General features: G+C 65.1%; 15 protein-coding genes. 13 read left to right on the top strand and 2 right to left on the bottom strand.

Translation table 11 applies throughout. The features are described 5' to 3' along the window. Window positions 1-18: 18 nt before the first annotated feature. From mltG to ACT53M_RS02770, 4 genes are all read left to right on the top strand, one after another. Entirely contained in the window at window positions 19-966 is a 948-nt protein-coding gene (gene mltG / locus ACT53M_RS02785; RefSeq protein WP_476231581.1) for an endolytic transglycosylase MltG, read from the top strand. Window positions 967-1,040: 74 nt separating this feature from the next. Further along, entirely contained in the window at window positions 1,041-2,621 is a 1,581-nt protein-coding gene (locus ACT53M_RS02780; RefSeq protein WP_476231323.1) for a S10 family peptidase, read from the top strand. 89 nt (window positions 2,622-2,710) lie between these two features. After that, window positions 2,711-3,844 (top strand): glycosyltransferase, encoded by a 1,134-nt coding sequence (locus tag ACT53M_RS02775; protein WP_476231322.1) that lies wholly within the window; start codon window positions 2,711-2,713, stop codon window positions 3,842-3,844. 78 nt (window positions 3,845-3,922) lie between these two features. After that, complete coding sequence (locus ACT53M_RS02770; protein ID WP_476231320.1) at window positions 3,923-5,326, top strand: NAD(P)H-dependent flavin oxidoreductase; 1,404 nt, start codon at window positions 3,923-3,925, stop codon at window positions 5,324-5,326. 43 nt (window positions 5,327-5,369) lie between these two features. On the opposite strand, the gene ACT53M_RS02765 is transcribed toward ACT53M_RS02770, so the two are convergent. Further along, a complete protein-coding gene (locus ACT53M_RS02765; RefSeq protein ID WP_476231318.1) occupies window positions 5,370-6,368 on the bottom strand; it encodes a 2-hydroxyacid dehydrogenase in 999 nt (332 codons plus the stop codon). Window positions 6,369-6,442: 74 nt separating this feature from the next. On the opposite strand from ACT53M_RS02765, the gene ACT53M_RS02760 reads away from it, so the two are divergent. After that, window positions 6,443-6,925: an SH3 domain-containing protein gene (locus tag ACT53M_RS02760; protein ID WP_476231316.1), complete on the top strand. Its 483-nt coding sequence runs from the start codon at window positions 6,443-6,445 to the stop codon at window positions 6,923-6,925. An 86-nt stretch (window positions 6,926-7,011) separates the two neighbouring features. Further along, complete coding sequence (locus tag ACT53M_RS02755; protein ID WP_476231314.1) at window positions 7,012-7,212, top strand: hypothetical protein; 201 nt, start codon at window positions 7,012-7,014, stop codon at window positions 7,210-7,212. 7 nt (window positions 7,213-7,219) lie between these two features. Here the strand turns inward: ACT53M_RS02755 and ACT53M_RS02750 are convergent, their stop codons facing one another. After that, window positions 7,220-8,407: an acetyl-CoA C-acyltransferase gene (locus ACT53M_RS02750; RefSeq protein WP_476231313.1), complete on the bottom strand. Its 1,188-nt coding sequence runs from the start codon at window positions 8,405-8,407 to the stop codon at window positions 7,220-7,222. Between the two features lie 74 nt (window positions 8,408-8,481). On the opposite strand from ACT53M_RS02750, the gene ACT53M_RS02745 reads away from it, so the two are divergent. From ACT53M_RS02745 to ACT53M_RS02715, 7 genes are all read left to right on the top strand, one after another. After that, complete coding sequence (locus ACT53M_RS02745) at window positions 8,482-8,757, top strand: hypothetical protein (protein ID WP_476231311.1); 276 nt, start codon at window positions 8,482-8,484, stop codon at window positions 8,755-8,757. Further along, a complete protein-coding gene (locus tag ACT53M_RS02740) occupies window positions 8,744-9,559 on the top strand; it encodes a prepilin peptidase (protein ID WP_476231309.1) in 816 nt (271 codons plus the stop codon). Before ACT53M_RS02745 ends, ACT53M_RS02740 begins: the two co-directional genes overlap by 14 nt. A gap of 1 nt (window position 9,560) precedes the next feature. Then, window positions 9,561-10,970, top strand: a complete 1,410-nt coding sequence (locus ACT53M_RS02735; protein WP_476231308.1) for a coniferyl aldehyde dehydrogenase — start codon at window positions 9,561-9,563, stop codon at window positions 10,968-10,970. 182 nt (window positions 10,971-11,152) lie between these two features. Beyond that, entirely contained in the window at window positions 11,153-11,599 is a 447-nt protein-coding gene (locus tag ACT53M_RS02730; protein WP_476231307.1) for a MarR family winged helix-turn-helix transcriptional regulator, read from the top strand. Between the two features lie 175 nt (window positions 11,600-11,774). Continuing rightward, window positions 11,775-13,940 carry an autotransporter assembly complex protein TamA gene (locus ACT53M_RS02725; RefSeq protein WP_476231305.1) on the top strand — a complete coding sequence of 722 codons (2,166 nt, stop codon included), beginning with the start codon at window positions 11,775-11,777 and terminating at the stop codon, window positions 13,938-13,940. After that, window positions 13,940-18,157 carry a translocation/assembly module TamB domain-containing protein gene (locus ACT53M_RS02720; protein WP_476231304.1) on the top strand — a complete coding sequence of 1,406 codons (4,218 nt, stop codon included), beginning with the start codon at window positions 13,940-13,942 and terminating at the stop codon, window positions 18,155-18,157. Before ACT53M_RS02725 ends, ACT53M_RS02720 begins: the two co-directional genes overlap by 1 nt. Before the next feature lie 50 nt (window positions 18,158-18,207). Next, window positions 18,208-19,674, top strand: a complete 1,467-nt coding sequence (locus ACT53M_RS02715; protein ID WP_476231302.1) for a flavin-containing monooxygenase — start codon at window positions 18,208-18,210, stop codon at window positions 19,672-19,674. Window positions 19,675-19,679: the final 5 nt, after the last annotated feature.

The raw sequence follows: 19,679 nt of genomic DNA, 5'->3' as shown, positions 1-19,679 counted from the left end.
CGGAGGGGCGGCTGCGCGCTGCTCGTGGCGGTGTTGCTGATCCTTGCGGTCGGCGGCATCGCCCTGCGCCTTTGGGGCGGCCCCGGGCCCGCCCAGCAAAATGTCACGGTACTGATTCCTCCGGGCGCCACGCTGGCGCGCGCGGCAGGCGAACTGGAGAAGGCGGGGGCGATCCGTTCCGCTCGTATCTTCGTGCTCTTCTCCAAGCTGCTGGGCAGCCGCACCGCAATCAAGGCCGGTGAGTATCGCGTGCCGGCGCATCTCAGTCAGCGCGACATCCTCACCATGCTGCAGGGCGGTCGAACGCTGCAGCGCTTCGTCACCGTGCCGGAGGGGCTGCCGTCGATCCTGGTGTATGAGAACCTGATGAAGGCGCCGGAATTGTCGGGCCCGGTACAGGTGCCGGTCGAAGGCACGGTGCTGCCCGACAGCTATGCCTATAACCGGGGCGATACCCGCCAGTTGGTGCTCGACCGGATGCAGAAGGCCATGGCCGACTATCTCGCCGCCGCCTGGGCCCGGCGCCAGCCCGGCATCGCCGTTTCCACCCCGCGCGAGGCGTTGATCCTCGCCTCGATCGTGGAGAAAGAAACCGCCAAGCCCGAGGAACGGAGGATGGTTGCCGCCGTCTATTCCAACCGGCTGAAGCGCGGGATGCCCTTACAGGCCGACCCGACGATCATCTACCCGATCACCAAGGGCAAGCCGCTCGGCCGCCGCATCCTGCAATCCGAGCTGCACGCGAAGAACGGCTACAATACCTACACCATGACGGGCCTGCCCGAAGGTCCGATCGCCAATCCCGGCCGCGACTCGATCGACGCGGTGTTGAACCCGGCCAGCTCGAACGCGCTCTACTTCGTTGCCGACGGTACCGGCGGGCATGTCTTTGCCGATACCTATGAGCAGCATCAGGCGAATGTGCAGAAATGGTATGCCCTTCGTCGCGCCCGCGGCGAAATGTAACGCGCCTCGTACCGCTTGTGTCGGCAGCGGTGGTCGCTAACATCGCCTCCTGATTTTCGATTGGGGGGAATTTGATGCGCCGCACCGCTGCCTTGGCCCTGTTGTTTGCTAGTGCCGCCATGCCGGCGCTCGCCCAGGAAAAGCCGCGTGAGGCTGCCAAGGGGCAGGACCATCGCGAACAGATGAAGGCGGAGGCCGAAGCCGCATGGGTCCGGCCGCCCGTCGAGGAAACCACAGCAGTAAGTCACGGTGCGGTGACAGTGGGCGGTCAGCGGATCGCCTATACCGCGACCGCCGGCACGCTGACCATCCGCGACAATGACGGCAAGCCGACTGCATCCTATTTCTACACGGCCTATACGCGCGACGGCGCGGCGCGGGAGGCGCGGCCAGTCACCTTCTTCTACAATGGCGGGCCGGGCTCGCCGACGATCTGGCTGCATATGGGCAGCTTCGCCCCCGTCCGCGTTACCACCGGCAACCCTGAATATATCCACCCGGCACCCTATGGCTTCGGTCCGAATTCCCATTCGCTGATCGACAAGAGCGATCTGGTGTTCATCGACGCGATCGGTGCGGGCTGGTCGCGGCCTTTGGGCGAGAAGACCGGCAAGGATTTCTGGGGCGTCGACCAGGACGCGGACGGATTTGCCCGCGCGATCCTGCGCTACACCAGCAAGTTCGATCGCTGGCCGTCGCCGAAATTTCTGTTCGGCGAAAGTTACGGCACGCTGCGCAATCCGGTGGTGGCGGCAAAGCTGGAAGACGCCGGGCTCAGCCTGAACGGGATGGTCCAGTTTTCCACCATCATGAATTACGGCGTTCGCCAGCCGGGGTACGACCAGAATTTCCTGACCCTGTTCCCGACGATGGCGGCGACGGCCTGGTACCATAACCGGCTTGCCAATCGCCCGGCCGATCTGGCGGCGTTCGTGCAGGAAGTGCGTGCCTTCACCAGCGGCCCCTATGCGGCGGCACTGGCCAAGGGATCGGCGATTTCCGCTGAGGAAAAGGCGGCCGTTGCGAAGAAGATGTCTGAATATACGGGCATCAGCGAAGCCTATATCCTGCGTGCCGATCTTCGCCTTACCCTGCCGCGTTTCCAGACCGAGCTGATGCGGGATGGGCGGGTTGCCGTCGGAAGGCTCGACTCGCGCTATCTGCTGAACGTGAGCGACGCCAACGCCGACAGTCCCGTCGACGATCCGGCCTCGACCTCCGTAACCGGGGCGTTTGTGGCGACGTTTCAGGACTATGCAACCCGCGTGCTCGGCTACAAGACCGACATGCCCTATCGCATGAGCGCGCGCGGGCCGGATTTCAGCTGGGATTGGCGGCACCGCGCACCGGGCGAGGGTGGCGAGCATCTGATGCCGGACAGCGCGGTTGACCTGGCCTATACGATGCGCACCAACCCTTACCTCAAGGTGCTGTTCATCAACGGCTATTTCGATTTTGCCACGCCCTTTTACGGCACGGAGTTCGACGTGAACCACATGCTGCTGTCGCCGCAGCTGCAGAAGAATGTCCGCTTCACTTATTATCCGGCGGGGCACATGGTCTATATGAACCCCGATGCGCTGGCGGACATGCATCGCGATCTTTCGGCCTGGTATGATGATGCGTTGCGCGGAGGCAGGCCGACCCAGAACTGAGCTGGGATTATCGCCCAGGCAGCGATGCAGCTAAACTGTGCATCCTAACGGATGACGCAGGCGCAATCGCTCGCTAAACGGCGACGCTCATGTCGATCCATATTCTCCACCTTCATTCGACCTTTGCACTGGGCGGCAAGGAAGCGCGCGCGGTGCAGTTGATGAACGCGTTCGGCGATCGCGCCCGGCATACCATCGTATCGGCCATGCCCGACCAGCTGGGCGCGCGGGACGCGATTGCGCCCGGCATTAAATATGAGATCGCGCTCGATCCCCCGCCGCTGACGGGCAGGCCATCCGTCCGGCGCTATGAGGCGATTGCGCGGTTCATGCGGCGTTTCGACCTGGTGCTCACGTATAACTGGGGTGCGATCGACGGCGTGATGGCGGCGCGGGTGTTCGGTAAGGGCTTGCCGCCGGTCATCCACCACGAAGACGGTTTCAACGCCGACGAGGCCGAAAAGCTCAGCACCGTCCGCAACATGTATCGCCGCATGGCATTGCCCGCCGCCAACGCGCTGGTGGTGCCGTCGACCAAGCTGGAGCAGGTCGCGCTCAAATTCTGGAAGCAGCCCGCCGAGCGGCTGGTGCGCATTCCCAACGGCGTACCGGTTGCCCGCTATGCCGAGACGCCCGATCCTTCGCTGCTGCCGATGCTGGCGAAGCGGCGCAAGGGCGAGGTGTTCATCGCTGCGCTGGCGGGGTTGCGGCCGGTGAAGGATCTGCCGCTGCTCGTCCGCGCGGCGGCGGGCATGAGCTCGCGTTTCAAGCTGGTCATCATCGGCGAAGGGCCGGAGCGCCAGGCGATACTCGACCAGGCCGAGGCGATGGCGATTGAAGACCAGGTGTTCCTGCCGGGCTTTCTGCCCGAACCGCATCGCTATCTGGGCCTGTTCGACCTTTTTGCGCTGTCGTCGAAGAGCGAGCAGGCGCCGGTTTCGGTCATCGAGGCGATGGCGGCCGGGCTGCCGGTCGTCGCGCCGCGGGTAGGGGATATTCCGGCAATGGTGTCAGAGCCGAATGACCGCTATCTTTGCCCCGATCGCGGAGAGGTGACGATGCGCGATCGGCTCGACCTGCTCGCGCAATATCCCGACGAGCGAAAGCGGGTGGGCGAGGCGAACCGCGCGCGGGCTGCTGCGTTGTTCGACGAGGCAGACATGGTCGCCGCCTATGCGCGGCTCTATGCGCAGGCGATGGGCCGGCCCGGCGTGCTGGGCTGATACGCGCCGGCTGTAAATGTTACTCGATTGTTTCGACCGTTCCGGCTAGCGTCGCGCGGCAATTTTTGTGGAGGCAATGTGTTCAAGGGTCTTTCGCCCATTACGTACAACGGCCGCGAGGTCTGGCCGCTGGTAGAGGGCGGGAAGGGCGTCGCAGCGACCAACCATGCAAGTGCGGGGGCCTGGGCGGCCGCCGGCGGCATCGGTACCGTCAGCGCGGTAAACGCCGACAGCTATGATGCGGATGGCAAGATCATCCCGCAGATCTACCGTGCCCTCACGCGCCGCGAGCGCCATGAAGAGCTGATCCAGTACGCAATCGAAGGCGCGGTGCAGCAGGTGAAGCGCGCGTTCGAGATCGCCGGCGGCAAGGGCGCGATCAACATCAACGTGCTGTGGGAAATGGGCGGCGCCCAGCGCGTGCTGCAGGGCGTGCTCGAACGGACCAAGGGCATGGTGGCGGGCGTCACCTGCGGTGCGGGTATGCCGTACAAGCTGAGCGAGATCGCCGCGCATTACAATGTCAGCTATCTGCCGATCGTCAGTTCCGGCCGCGCCTTCCGCGCGCTGTGGAAGCGTGCCTATTCCAAGGCGCAGGAGTGGCTGGCGGCTGTGGTCTATGAGGATCCCTGGCTCGCCGGTGGCCATAATGGCCTGTCGAATGCCGAAGACCCGCGCGCGCCGCAGGATCCCTATCCGCGCGTGAAGGCGCTGCGCGAGACGATGCGCGAAGGCGGCCTGCCCGACAGCGTGCCGATCGTGATGGCCGGCGGCGTCTGGTATCTGCGCGACTGGAACGACTGGATCGACAATCCGGAATTGGGCGCGATCGCCTTCCAGTTCGGCACCCGGCCGCTGCTGACGCAGGAAAGCCCCATTCCCGATGCGTGGAAGGCCAAGCTGCTGGGGATCGAGGAAGGCGATGTGCTGCTGCACCGCTTCTCGCCGACCGGCTTCTATTCCAGCGCGGTGCGCAACCCGTTCCTGCGCAACCTGGAAGCGCGGAGCGAGCGCCAGATTCCCTATTCGACCGAAGCAGCGGGGGATCACACCTTCCAGCTCGATGTCGGCGTGAAGGGCAAGAATTTCTGGGTGACGCGCAACGACCTGCTGCGCGCGCGCGAATGGCATGGCCTGGGCTTCACCAGCGCGCTCAAGACGCCGGACAACACGCTGGTGTTCGTGACTGCCGAGGAACAGCAGCTCATCCGCAAGGACCAGGCCGACTGCATGGGCTGCCTCAGCCAGTGCCAGTTCTCGTCCTGGGCCGACAGTGAGACCAACTCGACCGGTCGCCTCGCCGACCCGCGCAGCTTCTGCATCCAGAAGACGCTGCAGGACATCGCTCATGGCGGCAATCCGGACGAGAATCTAATGTTCGCCGGCCACGCCGCGTATAACTTCAAGCGCGATCCGTTTTATTCGAACGGCTTCGTGCCGACGGTGAAGCAGCTCGTCGACCGGATCCTGACCGGAGATTGATTGGCTTCCAAGCCCCTCCCCCAGGGAGGAGGGGCTTAAGCGCTTAAAGCCATCCCTCAAACACCTGATCCGGCGGGCGATGCCCGTCGGACCAGCTACGGATATTGGCGATTACCTTCATCCCCATCGCCTCGCGCGCCTCGAACGTCGCCGAGCCGAGATGCGGGAGTAGCACCACATTCTCCAGCGGGATCAGCCGCGGATCGACATGCGGCTCGCCGACATAGACGTCCAGGCCGGCACCGGCGATGCGGCGCTGTTCGAGCGCCTGCACCAGCGCTTCCGGGTCGACAATTTCGCCGCGCGCGGTGTTGACCAGCCAGCCGTTCGGCCCGAGCAGGGCCAGCCGGCGCGCATCGATCATGCCCGCGGTCGCCTTTGTATTCGGCGTGTGGATGCTGAGGATGTCGACTGCCTCCAGCATCGCGTCGAGATTGTCGTGATAAGTCGCGCCGAGCTGGTGTTCGAGCACTTCGGGCACGCGGTTGCGGCCGTGATAATGAATCTGCAGGCCAAAGGCCCGGGCGCGCTGTGCGACAGCCTGGCCGATCCGGCCCATGCCGAGGATGCCCAGCTTGCGCCCGCCGATGCGGTGGCCACGCATGCTGGTGGGGCTCCAGCCGGTCCAGCCGCCGCTGCGCACCAGCTTGTCGCCTTCGACCAGCCGGCGCGGCACGGCGAGGATCAGTGCCATCGCCATGTCGGCGGTGTCGTCGGTCAGCACGCCCGGTGTATTGGTGACGACAATGCCGCGTTCGCGCGCCGCCTTCAGGTCGATATGCTCGATGCCCGCGCCGAAATTGGCGATCAGGCGCAGCCGCTCGGGCGCGGCGCGGATCAGGTCTCCGGTGATCCGGTCGGTGACGGTCGGCACCAGCACATCCGCATCGGCCATGGCGGCGGCTAGCGCGGCAGCGTCCATCGCCGAATCGTCGGGGTTCAGCACAGCCTCGAACAAATCTGCCATGCGAGCCTCGCTCCCCTGCGGAAGCGTGCGGGTGACGACCACCCGGGGGCGGGAAGGGCGCGGCGGCTGGGCCATGAGTCCCGATTGGCGGCAGCTTGCGCGCCAGTCAACGGTTGAAGCGCGGCCAATGCTCGTGAATAGACGCAGGCATGACGAAACGGGGCTTCCTTTGGCTGGCGATGGGTGCAGCGGCGCTGGGCATCGCCATGCCCGCCTTGGCAGAACGCAAGCTGCCAACTTTCATGTCGCTCAAGTCGAACAAGGCGCTGATGCGCGCCGGCCCGGGACGCAACTATCCCGGAAGCTGGCTGTATCGGCGGCGCGAACTGCCGGTGCGGGTGCTCGCCAGCTATGGCGAGTGGCGCAAGGTGGAAGACCCCGATGGCACGCAGGGCTGGATGCTGGCGAGCCTGCTCGACGAGAAGCGCACGGCCATCGTGATGGGCGCGATTGCCGAAATGCGGTCGGCGCCGAAGCTGGACGCAGGCGTCAACTGGCGTGCGGCGCCGGGGGTGGTCGGCCGGATCAGCCATTGCGGCGCCGGCTGGTGCTGGTTCGACGTGAAGGGCCGTGGCGGCTATATCGAACAGTCGCGTATCTGGGGCACCGAGCCGGGCGAATCGCTCAACTGAGCAGCCGTGCTTTCCGCGCGCCAATCGGTGTGCGGCAGGGATCAAGTTTCGATCCTACTGCGTTGATCCTTCTAGGATTTACAGCAGTGATCGAAATGAATGACTATCATTATACCCGTGCCGTTGCCGAACTGGAACTGGCGCAGCGTTCGCTGTGCCGCGAGGCCGTCCGCGCACATTGCGAACTCGCCGAAATGCACCTGGAACTTGCGGACGTCGAAAAGCCGGCGAGCCCGCTGTTCGGCGGCCCGCCGCTCCCGGATCATCTTGCCGACGAAGCGGCCTGAGGCCGGCTCAGTCGAGCAGCTCGACCGCAACCGCCGTGGCTTCGCCGCCGCCGATGCATAGCGAGGCGAGGCCACGCTTCTGGCCGTTGCGCTCCAGCGCCGAGAGCAATGTCGCAAGGATTCGCGCGCCGCTGGCCCCGATGGGGTGGCCCAGCGCGCAGGCGCCGCCATGGATGTTCACTACCTCATGGCTGAGACCCAGATCCTGCATCGCGATCATCGCGACGCAGGCAAAGGCTTCGTTGACCTCGAACAGATCGACATCGCCGGTCGACCAGCCTGCCTTTTCCAGTGCCTTGCGCATCGCGAACACGGGGGCGGTGGTGAAGCGGGCGGGGGCATGGGCGTGGGCGGCATGGCTCACAATCCGCGCCACCGGCGTCAGGCCCAGCCTTTCCGCCACCGAGGCACGCGCCAGCACCAGTGCGGCGGCGCCATCGGAAATGGACGAGGCATTGGCGGCCGTGATGGTGCCATCCTTGCTGAACGCGGGCTTCAGCGTCGGGATCTTGGCCGGGTCGGCCTTTAGCGGCTGTTCGTCCTTGTCGATCGTCACCACGCCCTTGCGAGTCGTCACTTCCACCGGCACGATTTCGCGATCGAACGCGCCGCTCGTCTGGGCCGCCTTGGCGCGCTCCAGGCTGGCGATGGCGAAGCGGTCCTGCGCCTCTCTGGTGAACTGATATTCCTTCGCCGTCTCCTCGGCGAAGCTGCCCATCAGCCGACCGGGCTCATAGGCATCTTCGAGCCCGTCGAGATACATATGGTCCTTCAGCACGTCATGGCCGATCCGCGCACCGCCACGATGGCGCAGCGACAGATAGGGGGCGTTGGTCATGCTCTCCATGCCGCCGGCGATCAGCAGGTCGACCGAGCCGGCGGCGAGCGCCTCGGCGGCCATGATCGTCGCCTGCATCCCCGATCCGCACATCTTGTTGACCGTGGTCGCTTCGATGTGCTGCGGCAGGCCGGCCTTGAGCGCCGCCTGGCGCGCCGGCGCCTGGCCCAGGCCGGCCGGGAGCACGCAGCCCATATAGATTCGCTCGATCGCCTCGCCCTTCAGGCCTGCGCGTTCGACCGCTGCGCCCACTGCCGTGGCGCCGAGCTCGGTTGCACTGGCGTCTGTCAGGCTGCCCTGAAAACCGCCCATCGGCGTCCGGGCATAAGAAACGATGACGACGGGGTCGGCGGACATAAAGGCACCTCTCGACTGTTTGGCGCCGATCTAGGGGTGCGCAGCCCGGTTTGCAAAAGCCTTCGCGCGCCCGCATGCAGGAGCCGTGGGTGAATCTGGTCGACATTCTGAAATGGGGCGCGTCGGTCAGCGGCATGATCGCGGCGTTCATGGTCTCGCTCGATCTGGGGCGCCGCGCCACCGGATGGGGATTCGTGATCTTTGTGGGGTCGAGCATCTGCTGGATCAGCGGCGCCTTCCTGACCGGCGACGAGCCGCTATGGGCGCAAAATCTCGTGCTGTTCGCGATCAATCTGTTCGGCGTGTATCGCTATCTGATCCGCAAGCGGCCGCCGCGTGACAGCCACTGAACTCTGGGGCTGGCCGATTCTGCTCGGCCTGTTGGGGGCAGTGTTCGGCAGTTTCATTGCGATACTGGCGATCCGATGGCCCGAGGGACGCGGAATCAGCCAGGGGCGCTCCGCCTGCGACCATTGCGGCGCGCTGCTGGGCCCGGGGGAGCTGGTCCCGGTACTCAGCTATTTTTGGCAGCGGGGCAGATGTCGCCACTGCGCCGGGCCCATTGCACGCAGCCATGTGGTGACGGAATTAGTGGGTCTCGCGATCGGCGTCGTGGCAGGCGTTGCTGCGCCCGGCCTGACAGGCGCTGCCGGGGCGGTATTCGGCTGGCTGCTGCTGGCACTGGCGGCGCTGGACCTCGCTGCCTTCTGGCTGCCCAATGCACTGAATGCCTTGCTGGCCATGACGGGCCTGGCTGTCGGTGCGGCCGGGATCGGCGTGCCACTGCCAGAACGGTTGATCGGCGGTGTGGCTGGCTTTTTAGCCCTATGGCTGGTCGCCGCGGGATATAAGCGGCTGCGGGGACGACAGGGGCTGGGCGGCGGCGATCCCAAGCTGTTCGGCGCTATCGGATGCTGGCTCGGCTGGGAAGCGTTGCCGCTGGTGTTGCTGGCGGCCTGCCTGATCGGGCTGGCGGCAGTGCTCGGTATGCTGAGCGCGGGCAAGCGGGTGCAGGGCACCGACCGGCTCGCGTTCGGGGTACTGCTTGCGGCCGCCGCATGGACGATCTGGCTGGGAATAACGCAATTGCCGCCGCCAATACCCGAAGGCGCCGTCATTATGCTAGAAGTGGTGCCAAAAGCGGGAGAGTGAGATGCAGGAGATACTGGAGGCTCAGCGCGCCGCCTTTATGGCGGAAATGCCGGTATCACTGGAGGTGCGCCGGGATCGGCTGACGCGGGCGATTGCGCTGGTCGGCGACCATGCCGATCGGTTCTGCGACGCACTCAGCGCCGATTTCGGTCATCGCAGCCGCGAGCAATCGATGCTGACCGACATTGCCGCCTCGGTGGCGCCGCTTCGGCACGCGCTGAAGCATCTGCCCCGCTGGGCGCGGGCGGAGCGAAAGCCGACGCTGTTCCCGCTCGGCCTGCTGGGGGCGAAGGCGTGGATCGAATATCAGCCCAAAGGCGTGGTGGGGATCATCGCGCCCTGGAATTTCCCGGTCAATCTGGTGATCGGCCCGCTGGCCGGCGTGTTCGCGGCCGGTAATCGCGCGATGGTGAAGACCAGCGAGTTTACGCCGGCCGTCGCGGCGCTGTTCGAAGAGCTGGCACCTCGTTACTTCGCACGCGAAGAGCTGGCGTTCGTGAGCGGCGGGCCTGATGTCGGCAAGGCCTTTGCCGAGCTACCGTTCGACCATCTGCTGTTTACAGGCGCTACCGGAATCGCCCGACACATCCTGCATGCAGCAGCCGACAATCTGGTTCCGGTCACGCTGGAACTGGGTGGCAAATCGCCGGTGGTGGTCGGGCGCTCTGCCAACATCACCCAAGCGACCGAGCGTGTTGCATTGGGCAAGATGCTAAATGCCGGCCAGATCTGCCTCGCGCCCGATTACATGCTGGTGCCCGAGGAGCAGGAGGCAGCGGTGGTCGACGGGCTGACGCGGGCCACTTCGGCCATGTATCCGCGGCTGATCGACAATCCGGATTACACTGCCATCATCAACGACCGGCACCATGCCCGGCTGACCGAGTGGATCGACGATGCACGGGCGAAAGGCGCCGAGGTGATCGCTGTGAATCCGGCGGGCGAGGATTTTGCCGGTTCGAACACGCGCAAGATGCCGCTCCACATCGTTCGCGGCGCCACCGACGATATGAAGGTGATGCAGGAAGAGATTTTCGGGCCGATCCTGCCGGTGCGCCGCTATGCGCGGATCGACACGGCGATCGACGAAATCAACCGGCGCGACCGGCCGCTTGCCCTCTATTATTTCGGGCGCGATTCGGCAGAACGGCGGCGCGTGATGGACAGGACTGTTTCGGGCGGCGTGACGCTCGACGATGTGATCATGCACGTCAGCCAGGAGGAGCTGCCCTTCGGCGGCATCGGCCCGTCCGGCATGGGTGCCTATCATGGCGAAGCGGGATTTCGCACTTTCAGCCACGCGCGCAGCGTTTTTCGTCAGTCCCGGCTCGATGTCGCGAAGATTGCGGGGATGAAACCGCCTTATGGCAAAGCGGTCTGGGCGACGATTCGCCGCCAGATGAAGGGATAAAAAAAAGGCCGCCCCGGAGGGCGGCCTATGAAAGTCTTAGGAGAGGATGCCTGAAAGGCCCGATCTTTCTGCACCGCGAAGGCATCTGCTGCAAGTGCGAAATGTTATCGGTATCATTGCAAAATTTGCAATCTGGCAGCGTTGTCACATGCGCCAGACGGAATTGGGGCACACATAGATCAATGACGACGCTGAAATTAGACGAGTTTTTGCCCTATCGCCTCTCGATCGCGAGCAATGTCGTGTCGGATGCGGTCGCGTCGGCCTATCGCACGCTGTTCGGATTGCGTATCCCCGAATGGCGGCTGATTGCCGTGCTGGCAGAAGGCGGTGCGATGAGCCAGCAGGCATTGTGTGGCCGCACGCGCATGGACAAGGTGACTGTCAGCCGTGCGGCGATCGCGCTTGCCGATCGTGGCGTGATCGTGCGGACGGCCAATCCCGAGGATCAGCGTTCGCAATTGTTGACGCTGAGCAAACAGGGCTGGGCGCTCTACGAACAGATCGCCCCGAAGGCGCTGGATCTGGAAAAGACGCTGTTCGCCGGCTTTTCCGCTGAGGAGCGGCGCCAGTTGATGGCGATGTTCGCCCGAATGGAGCAGGCGGTCGAGGCGCTTCACGAAGGTTGACTTGGGGCCAGAGCGCAATCTTTCCCGCGCAGGATCAATATTGCTCCGGCACGTGCTTCGGCCTCTTGCATGTCACGGCGTGCCTTGCTTGGAGGCAGGCGGTGGAGCCAAAAAGCTTTTCGGATGTTTCGATTGTGGACGGGCCGGAAACAATCGCGGCTCCCGAAGGAGGCGCGTGAAGAAAAGGGTTCGGGCGGTCTGGGTCGCCGCGCTGGCAGGGGCGGGGATGATGCCCTTTGTCGCGCATGCGCAGACCAGCGATCCCAAGCCAGGGCAGGGCGTGCCTGCGGCCCCGCTGCCATCCGCAGAAAGGGCACCAGCACAGTCACAAGCGCCCATCGTTCCTGACAGTACGTTCGACGCGGCGCTGCCCAAGCTGAGCAGTGACATCAACGCGCCGCTGGAGCCGATTGCCGGCTTTCAGACGCCCAAGGCGGGCGAAGCCTCGCCCAAAACAGCACCTGCGACTGTCCCGCAGCCTGCAACAAGCGAACAGGGTTTTGTGCCGGTGGGGCCGGAAGCACCCGAATTCGCCCAGCCGTTGCCGCCGCTTTCCGAGTTCAAGGTGACGCCGGTAGGCGACAAGGCGGACGATCCGGACAAGCAGCCGACCATTCGCTACACCACGGTGATCGAGGGACTGGACGCGCTGCGGTTGACCGACCGGTTCAACGATCTCTCCGCGCTGCATCAGGGCCATGGCAAGGCCGCCAATGCCGCGATGGTCAGCGCACGCGCCCGCGAGGACGAGAAGTTGATGGTCCGGCTGATGCAGTCGATGGGCTATTATGACGGCACGGTCGCGGTTGCTATCGAGCAGACGCCGAAAAATTCGGGCAATGTCCGCGCCACGCTGACCGCGACACCCGGCAAGCTCTATCGGCTGGGGTCCATCACGATCAAGAGCGATCCCACCGTACCGCCGGGCCTGCTCGATCGCGAACTGAACCTGAACCCGGGTGACCCGCTGCAGGCGGACCGCGTGCTCGCCGCCGAAGCCAATGTCAGCCTGCGTCTGCCGCAACAGGGCTATCCCTTCATCACCCTCGGCCAGCGCGACGTGTTGCTGGACGATCAGACGCACAACGCCGACTATACGCTGCCGGTAAAGCTTGGGCCGCGGGCGCGCTTCGGCAGTATCACCACCGACGGTCGACGGCAGGTTTTCACGCCTCAGCATATCGAGGTGTTCCGGCGGTATCGGCCGGGCGACATCTATGACAGCCGCAAGATCGACGATCTCCGCCAGGCGCTGATCGCAACCAGCCTGTTCTCCGCCGTGACGGTGGAGCCGGTACGGACCGGCGAAATTGCGGCCGATGGATCGGAGACGGTGAACCTGCTCGTCCATCAAAATGCCGGCAAGCCGCGCACGCTTGCCGGCGAAGCTGGGTATAGCACGGGGCAGGGCATTCGCCTGACCGGTAGCTGGACGCACCGCAACCTGTTTCCGCCCGAAGGGGCGCTAACGTTCAGCGGCATTCTAGGTACGCAGGAGCAGGCGCTCACCACCACGTTCCGTCGTTCCAATGCGGGGCTGCGCGACCGCACGTTGCTGATCGGCGCGGGGCTCAACCACTCCGATTACGATGCCTATGAATCCTATACCGGATCGCTGTCGATCCGGCTTTCGCGCGATTCCACGCCGATCTGGCAGAAGCGCTGGACCTATTATACCGGCGCTGAACTCGTGGGCTCGAACGAGGACCGGTATAATTTCGACCTTGGCAAGCGCGACCGCGGTACCTGGCTGATCGCGGCGCTGCCTTCGTTCCTCGGCTATGACAGCTCGGACGACTTGCTCAACCCGACGCGCGGTTATCGGCTGAAGGGCAATGTAAGCCCCGAGACTTCGGTGCGGGGTGCCCCGCGCCCCTATGTCCGCTTCATGCTCGAAGCCGATGGCTATTATCCGGCGACCGACAATATCGTGATCGCCGGCCGCGCGCGGGTGGGCTCGATCTTCGGTATCGACCGCGACGAATTGCCGCCGTCGCGCCGCTATTATTCGGGCGGGGGCGGATCGGTGCGGGGCTTCGGCTATCAGGAGCTTGGGCCGCGCTCGCCCGACGGAAAGCCCGTCGGTGGACTTTCGTTCAATGAGTTCGCGATCGAGGCACGCTACCGCTTCGGCAATTACGGCATCGTGCCCTTCCTGGATGCCGGCCAGGTCTATGACTCGACGACGCCGACGGGACGAAACCTGCGGTTCGGCGCTGGCATCGGCGGACGGCTGTACACCAATTTCGGCCCGATCCGCGTTGATGTGGCGACGCCGATCGCTCGCAAGCGTGGCGAGTCGCGCGTCGCGCTCTACATCTCGATCGGGCAGGCGTTCTGATGGACGAGCAAGTGCCGCCCGAGGCCCCGGAAACAGTGCAGACCGGCCGCCGCCGGCCGCTCTGGCCGCGGATCCTGAAAGGTGCCCTGCTGGGTGTCTTGGGACTCGCGGCGCTGGCGGCCGCTTTGGTGCTGGGGCTGGATACCCAGCCTGGGCGGCGCCTGCTCGCGGACCAGATCGGGCGGCTCCAGCTCGAATCCGGGCTGGGTTTCCGCATCGGCAGGATCGACGGGTCGATCTATGGCGCAATGGTGCTGCGCGATGTGCGGGTCCGCGACAGCCAGGGCGAATTCGCCTCGGCGCGCGAGATACGGCTCGATTGGCGGCCCTTCGCCTATCTGCGTAACCATATCGACATCCGCGATCTGGAGAGCCCGGAAATCCGGCTGACGCGCTTGCCGGCGCTCAAGCCTTCGGGCGATCCGAACGCGCCGCTGCTGCCTGATATCGACATCGACATCGCCCGGTTGAACGTAAGCCGGATCGAGATCGGTCCCGGCGTCGACGGTCAGCGCCATATCGGACGCCTGAATGGCGCCGCGCATATCGCGCAGGGGCGCGCCCAGTTGCAGCTTCATGCCGCAACGCTCGCCGCGCCGGGCATTGCCGGAGGCGACCGGCTCGCGCTCGTGCTAGATGCAGTGCCCGCGGCCAATCGACTGGCGATGGACCTGACGCTCGATGCACCAAAGGGCGGACTGGTGGCGAGGCTGGCGAAGCTGAAGGCGCCGCTCCTCGCGACGGTGCGGGGCCGGGGCGATTGGCGGAACTGGCGCGGGCAGGTGGCCGGTAGCCTGGGCGGGCGCCAACTCGCAGACCTGTCTATCCTCGCACAAAGTGGTCGCTTCCAGATACGGGGGATGACGCATCCGGCGCTCTATCTGGAAGGGCCGGCCGCGCAGCTTGCCGCGCCGGGTGTTCGGCTGGACAGCGATTTCCGCTGGGGCGACCGCGCGGCAGACGGCACAGTGCAGATCGCGTCGCCATCGCTTTCGGGACAGGTGATCGGGCGCGTCGATCTGGGTACGAACCGGTTCGGCAATCTTCGGATAGAGGCGCTGCTACTGAAGCCCGCCGCGATCGCGCCCAAGCTGGTCGGGCGTTCGGTTCGGCTGGCACTTGCGCTCGACGGCCCGTTCGCGACTCCGGTGGTCGATTACAAGCTGCAGGCCGGCGCGCTGGGCGTGGGCGACACGCTGATCGAGCAACTCTATGCCGAGGGCAAGGCGCGGGTCGATTCCGACCGCATTCTGGTGCCGGTACGGGCACGGGCGGCAGGTGTATCTGGTCTGAATGCGGCGGCCGGCGGCCTTGTTACCAATCTGACCGTGAACGGCGATCTCGCCGTTTCGGGCAGTCGCATCCTATCGGATAATCTGAAGCTGCATTCGGACCGGGTGAACGCGACGGCCATCATTGCTGCGGATGTCGCGCGAGGCCGCTATACCGGCGCGCTGAAGGGGCAGGTGAACGACTACCGCATCGAAAGCGTCGGCGTGGTCGATCTCAATACCGACGCCCAGCTTTACACCACCCCCCGCGGCGGGTGGGGCATTCGCGGCCGGGTGGCGGGCCGCAGCCGCAAGTTGTTCAATCAAGGCGTGCGGGATTTTCTGGGCGGCAATGCGACGGCCTCTGCGCGCGTAACGCTCGATCGGCGCGGCGTGATTGCAGTGGACGACCTGCGGATGCGCGCGCCGGAGTTCCGCGTGTTGCGCGGGTCTGGCAGCTATGATCCGGGTGGCCCGATCCGCCTGAACGCCGATGCGGAGTCGACGCGCTATGGGCCGCTTTCGGCGCGCGTGACGGGGACGCTTGCGGCACCCGAGTTGCTGTTGCGTGCCGCAAAGCCGGGCCTAGGTGTCGGGCTTGCCGATGTCGAGGCGAAGGTCGTCGGGCGCGGCGGCGCCTATGCGGTCACGGCGCAGGGCGGCAGCGATTACGGACCAATCAGCGCGGATGTGCTGGTCGATACCGCCAAGGCGCTGACGATCGATGTCCGTGCCGCGCGCTTCGCCGGGATGGACTTCAAGGGGCAACTGGTCCGGTCCGAGGCGGGGCCATTTACCGGCCAACTGGCGTTTGACGGCTCCGGCATTACCGGCACAGCGCGGCTGGCGGCGGAGGGCAAGCTGCAGCGTGCCGACTTCAATGCCAGGGCCGCGAATGCCGCGATCCCGGGTATCAAGGATTTCACCATCGGCAGGGCGCTCGCCACCGGCAGCATCATACTGGCCGATACGCCGCAGGTGGTGGCCGATGTGCAGGTCGCCGATCTGCGACGCTGCAATTTCCTGCTCAAGACGGCCCGGGCAAAGATCGATTATCGCGGCGGCAATGGCACCGTGCAGGCAGTCGCGAGCGGATCGTCAGGCGTGCCCTTTCAGATCGCGCTGAACGGCCGGATGACCCCGGATTTGTGGACTGCTGCGATCCAGGGGCAGGCGAGCGGGGTGCCGTTCCATACCACTGCCCCTGCGCGGGTTGCGGTGCAGAACGGCGTCTATAGTCTGTTGCCGACCGAAATCGCCTTCCAGGACGGCAATGTCAGGCTTGCCGGGCAATATGGCCATGGCATGGTTCTGCAACTTCGGCTCGATCGCCTCGACCTCGCGATCATCAACGCCTTTGTGCCTGATCTGGGCATCGGCGGCAGCGCGACCGGCAGCCTGGATTTCGCGCAGACCTCGCCCGATGCGTTCCCCAGTGCGGACGCGCGGCTTGAACTCGACGACCTGACCCGGTCTAGCCTGGCGCGCGTATCGGCGCCGGTCCATGTCAGTCTGGTGGGCAAGCTGCTGCCGGATGGCGGCGATGCGCGGATGCTGATCCGGCGCGGGGATTCTACCATCGGCCGTGTCATCGCCACGCTGCGGCCGCTCGGCCCGGGCGCGGGCGACTGGATGGAGCGACTGAAGGCAGCGCCGCTGTCGGGCGGCATTCGTTATAACGGGCCGTCGGCACTGCCTTTCTCGCTCGCCGGGCTGGCGAACCAGCAGCTCACCGGGCCGATCGGCATCGCCGCCGACTTCGCCGGCAGACTGGACCGGCCGCAGCTGACCGGCGTCGTGCGCGCAGATAATTTGACGTACGATAACGAGAATTTCGGCACGCGGCTGACCAATATGAAGATCGACGGCCAGTTTTCGAACGACAGCTTCGTGCTCAATCAGCTCTCCGCTCGCGCGGGCGATGGCCGGGTTAGTGCGGCGGGCCGGGTCGGCCTTTCCTCCGCCGACAATTTCCCGATCGAACTCACCGTCGATCTCGACAATGCCCGGCTGGCGCGCAGCGAGTCCATCGGCGCCACGGCGACGGGACGGCTCATCGTCACCAAAAATCCGCAAGTCCAGAAAATCGAAGGGCGGCTGCGCATTCCCGAGGCCAATTATCAGGTGATCCGCCAGGGCGGCGCCGAGGTGGCCGAGCTTACCGGCGTGCGCCGCAAGGGTGACGCGCTCGACCCCAATGCACAGCAGGCAAAGCCCGTCCGCGACTTCGGCAATTTCGACCTGAATGTGCAGGTAAGCGCCGATAACCGGCTGATGGTATCGGGCATGGGGCTGGAGTCCGAATGGCAGGCGCGGATCACCATCGGCGGCACTACGGTCGCGCCCGAAGTGCGCGGGACGATGGAGATCGTCCGCGGCACGTACAGCTTCGCCAGCCGGCGGTTCGATATTACCAAGGGCACGATCAGCTTCCAGGGTGAAGCGCTGAACAACCCGACGATCGACCTTTCGGCGAGCACCACTGCCGAGGGCGTGACTGCGATCCTCAACATCACCGGTACCGCGCAGAAGCCACAGATCGCGTTCACCTCCACGCCAAGCCTGCCACAGGAAGAGGTGCTGTCGCGGCTGTTCTTCGGCACCAACGTCACCAACCTGTCGGCGACGGAGGCGATTCAGCTTGCCGCAGCGCTCAATTCGCTGCGGGCAACGGGCGGGGGCCTCAATCCCCTCGGCAGGCTGAAGTCCGCCACCGGAATCGACCGGCTGCGCGTGCTGGGCGCCGACGACACCACCGGTCGCGGCACGTCGCTGGCCGCCGGCAAGTACATTACCAACAATATCTATATCGAGATCATCACCGACGCGCGGGGCTTCACCGCCACCCAGATCGAAGTCTCGCTAACGCGCGCGCTCAGCCTGTTGTCGCAGACCAGTTCGTTCAGCGGCTCGGGCGCGAGTATCCGCTATTCGAAGGATTATTGAGTAGCGGCTTACTTACCTTTGTGTAAACATGGCTGTCGGGAGAGGCAGACATGAAAGAATATTTCGACGTAGTCGTCGTGGGCGCCGGCATTTCCGGGATCGGTGCCGGCTATCATCTGCAGAGCAAGAGCCCGGATCGCACCTATGTCATACTAGAAGGGCGGGAGCGCCTGGGGGGCACCTGGGATTTGTTCCGCTATCCCGGCATTCGTTCGGACAGCGACATGTTCACGCTGGGCTTTTCGTTCCGCCCCTGGACAGAGGCGAAGGCCATCGCCGACGGACCGGCCATCCTGCGGTATCTGGAGGAGACAGCCGCCGCCTACGGCATCGACCGGCATATCCGTTACAGCCACCGCGTGGTTGCCGCCGACTGGTCGAGCGAAGAGGCGCTGTGGACGGTCACGGCCGAAGTGGATGGCGAACAGCGGCAGTTCCGCTGCAGCTTCCTGTTCATGTGTGCCGGCTATTATGACTATGCCCGTGGCCATAGCCCGGACTTTGCCGGTGTCGAGGATTTCGGCGGCCGTATTGTCCATCCGCAATTCTGGACGCCCGACATCGACTATGCCGGCAAGAACGTGGTTGTGATCGGCAGCGGCGCGACGGCGGTTACGCTGGTGCCCGAGCTGGCGAAGCAGGCGGCGCACGTGACGATGCTGCAGCGCTCGCCTACCTATATCGTTGCGCGCCCGTCAGAGGACGGCATCGCCAACTGGCTGCGACGGTTTCTGCCTTCGCGTACCGCCTATGCGCTCACCCGGTGGAAGAATGTGCTGCTCGGCCAGTATTTTTACCGCGCCATGCGCAAACACCCGGACAAGGCGAAGGAGCGGCTGGTCGAGATGGTCCGCTGTGAACTGGGGCCGGACTATGACGTCGCGACCCATTTCACGCCGCGCTACAATCCATGGGACCAGCGCCTGTGCCTGGTGCCGGATGCCGATCTGTTCGCGGCGATCCGCACTGGCGCCGCGGATGTCGTAACCGACACGGTGGAGCGGTTCACGCCCGGTGGTATCCGGCTTGCCTCCGGTCGCGAGCTGCCAGCCGACCTGGTCGTCACGGCTACCGGGCTGGAGCTGCAACTGATGGGCGGCGTGCCGGTGCGGGTGGATGGTGAGACGATCCGCTGGTCGGATCGGCTGACCTACAAGGGGATGATGTTCGCCGGGGTGCCGAACTTCGCGATTTCCTTTGGCTACACCAATGCGAGCTGGACGCTGAAAGCGGATCTGACCGCCAACTATGTCACGCGTCTGCTCAACGCGATGGCGAAGCGCGGCATGCGGCAAGTAATGCCGCGGCCGAATGCGCCGGTGGCGGCCGAGCCGTTCATCGACTTCACGTCCGGCTATGTTCAGCGGGCATCGGCGGTGTTGCCGCGGCAGGGGAACCGCAAGCCGTGGCGGCTCCACCAGAACTATACGCGCGACCTGATGGCGCTGCGTTTCGGGGGGATCGACGAGGAAATGGAGTTCTCCAATCCGCCGCCGGCCCGCCGCGACGCCGCCTGAGCCGG

The sequence above is a fragment of the Sphingomonas sp. DMC6 genome, assembly GCF_056314225.1.
Note: the sequence above shows the minus strand (reverse complement) of the source record. Positions and strands in the feature narration are given on the sequence as shown.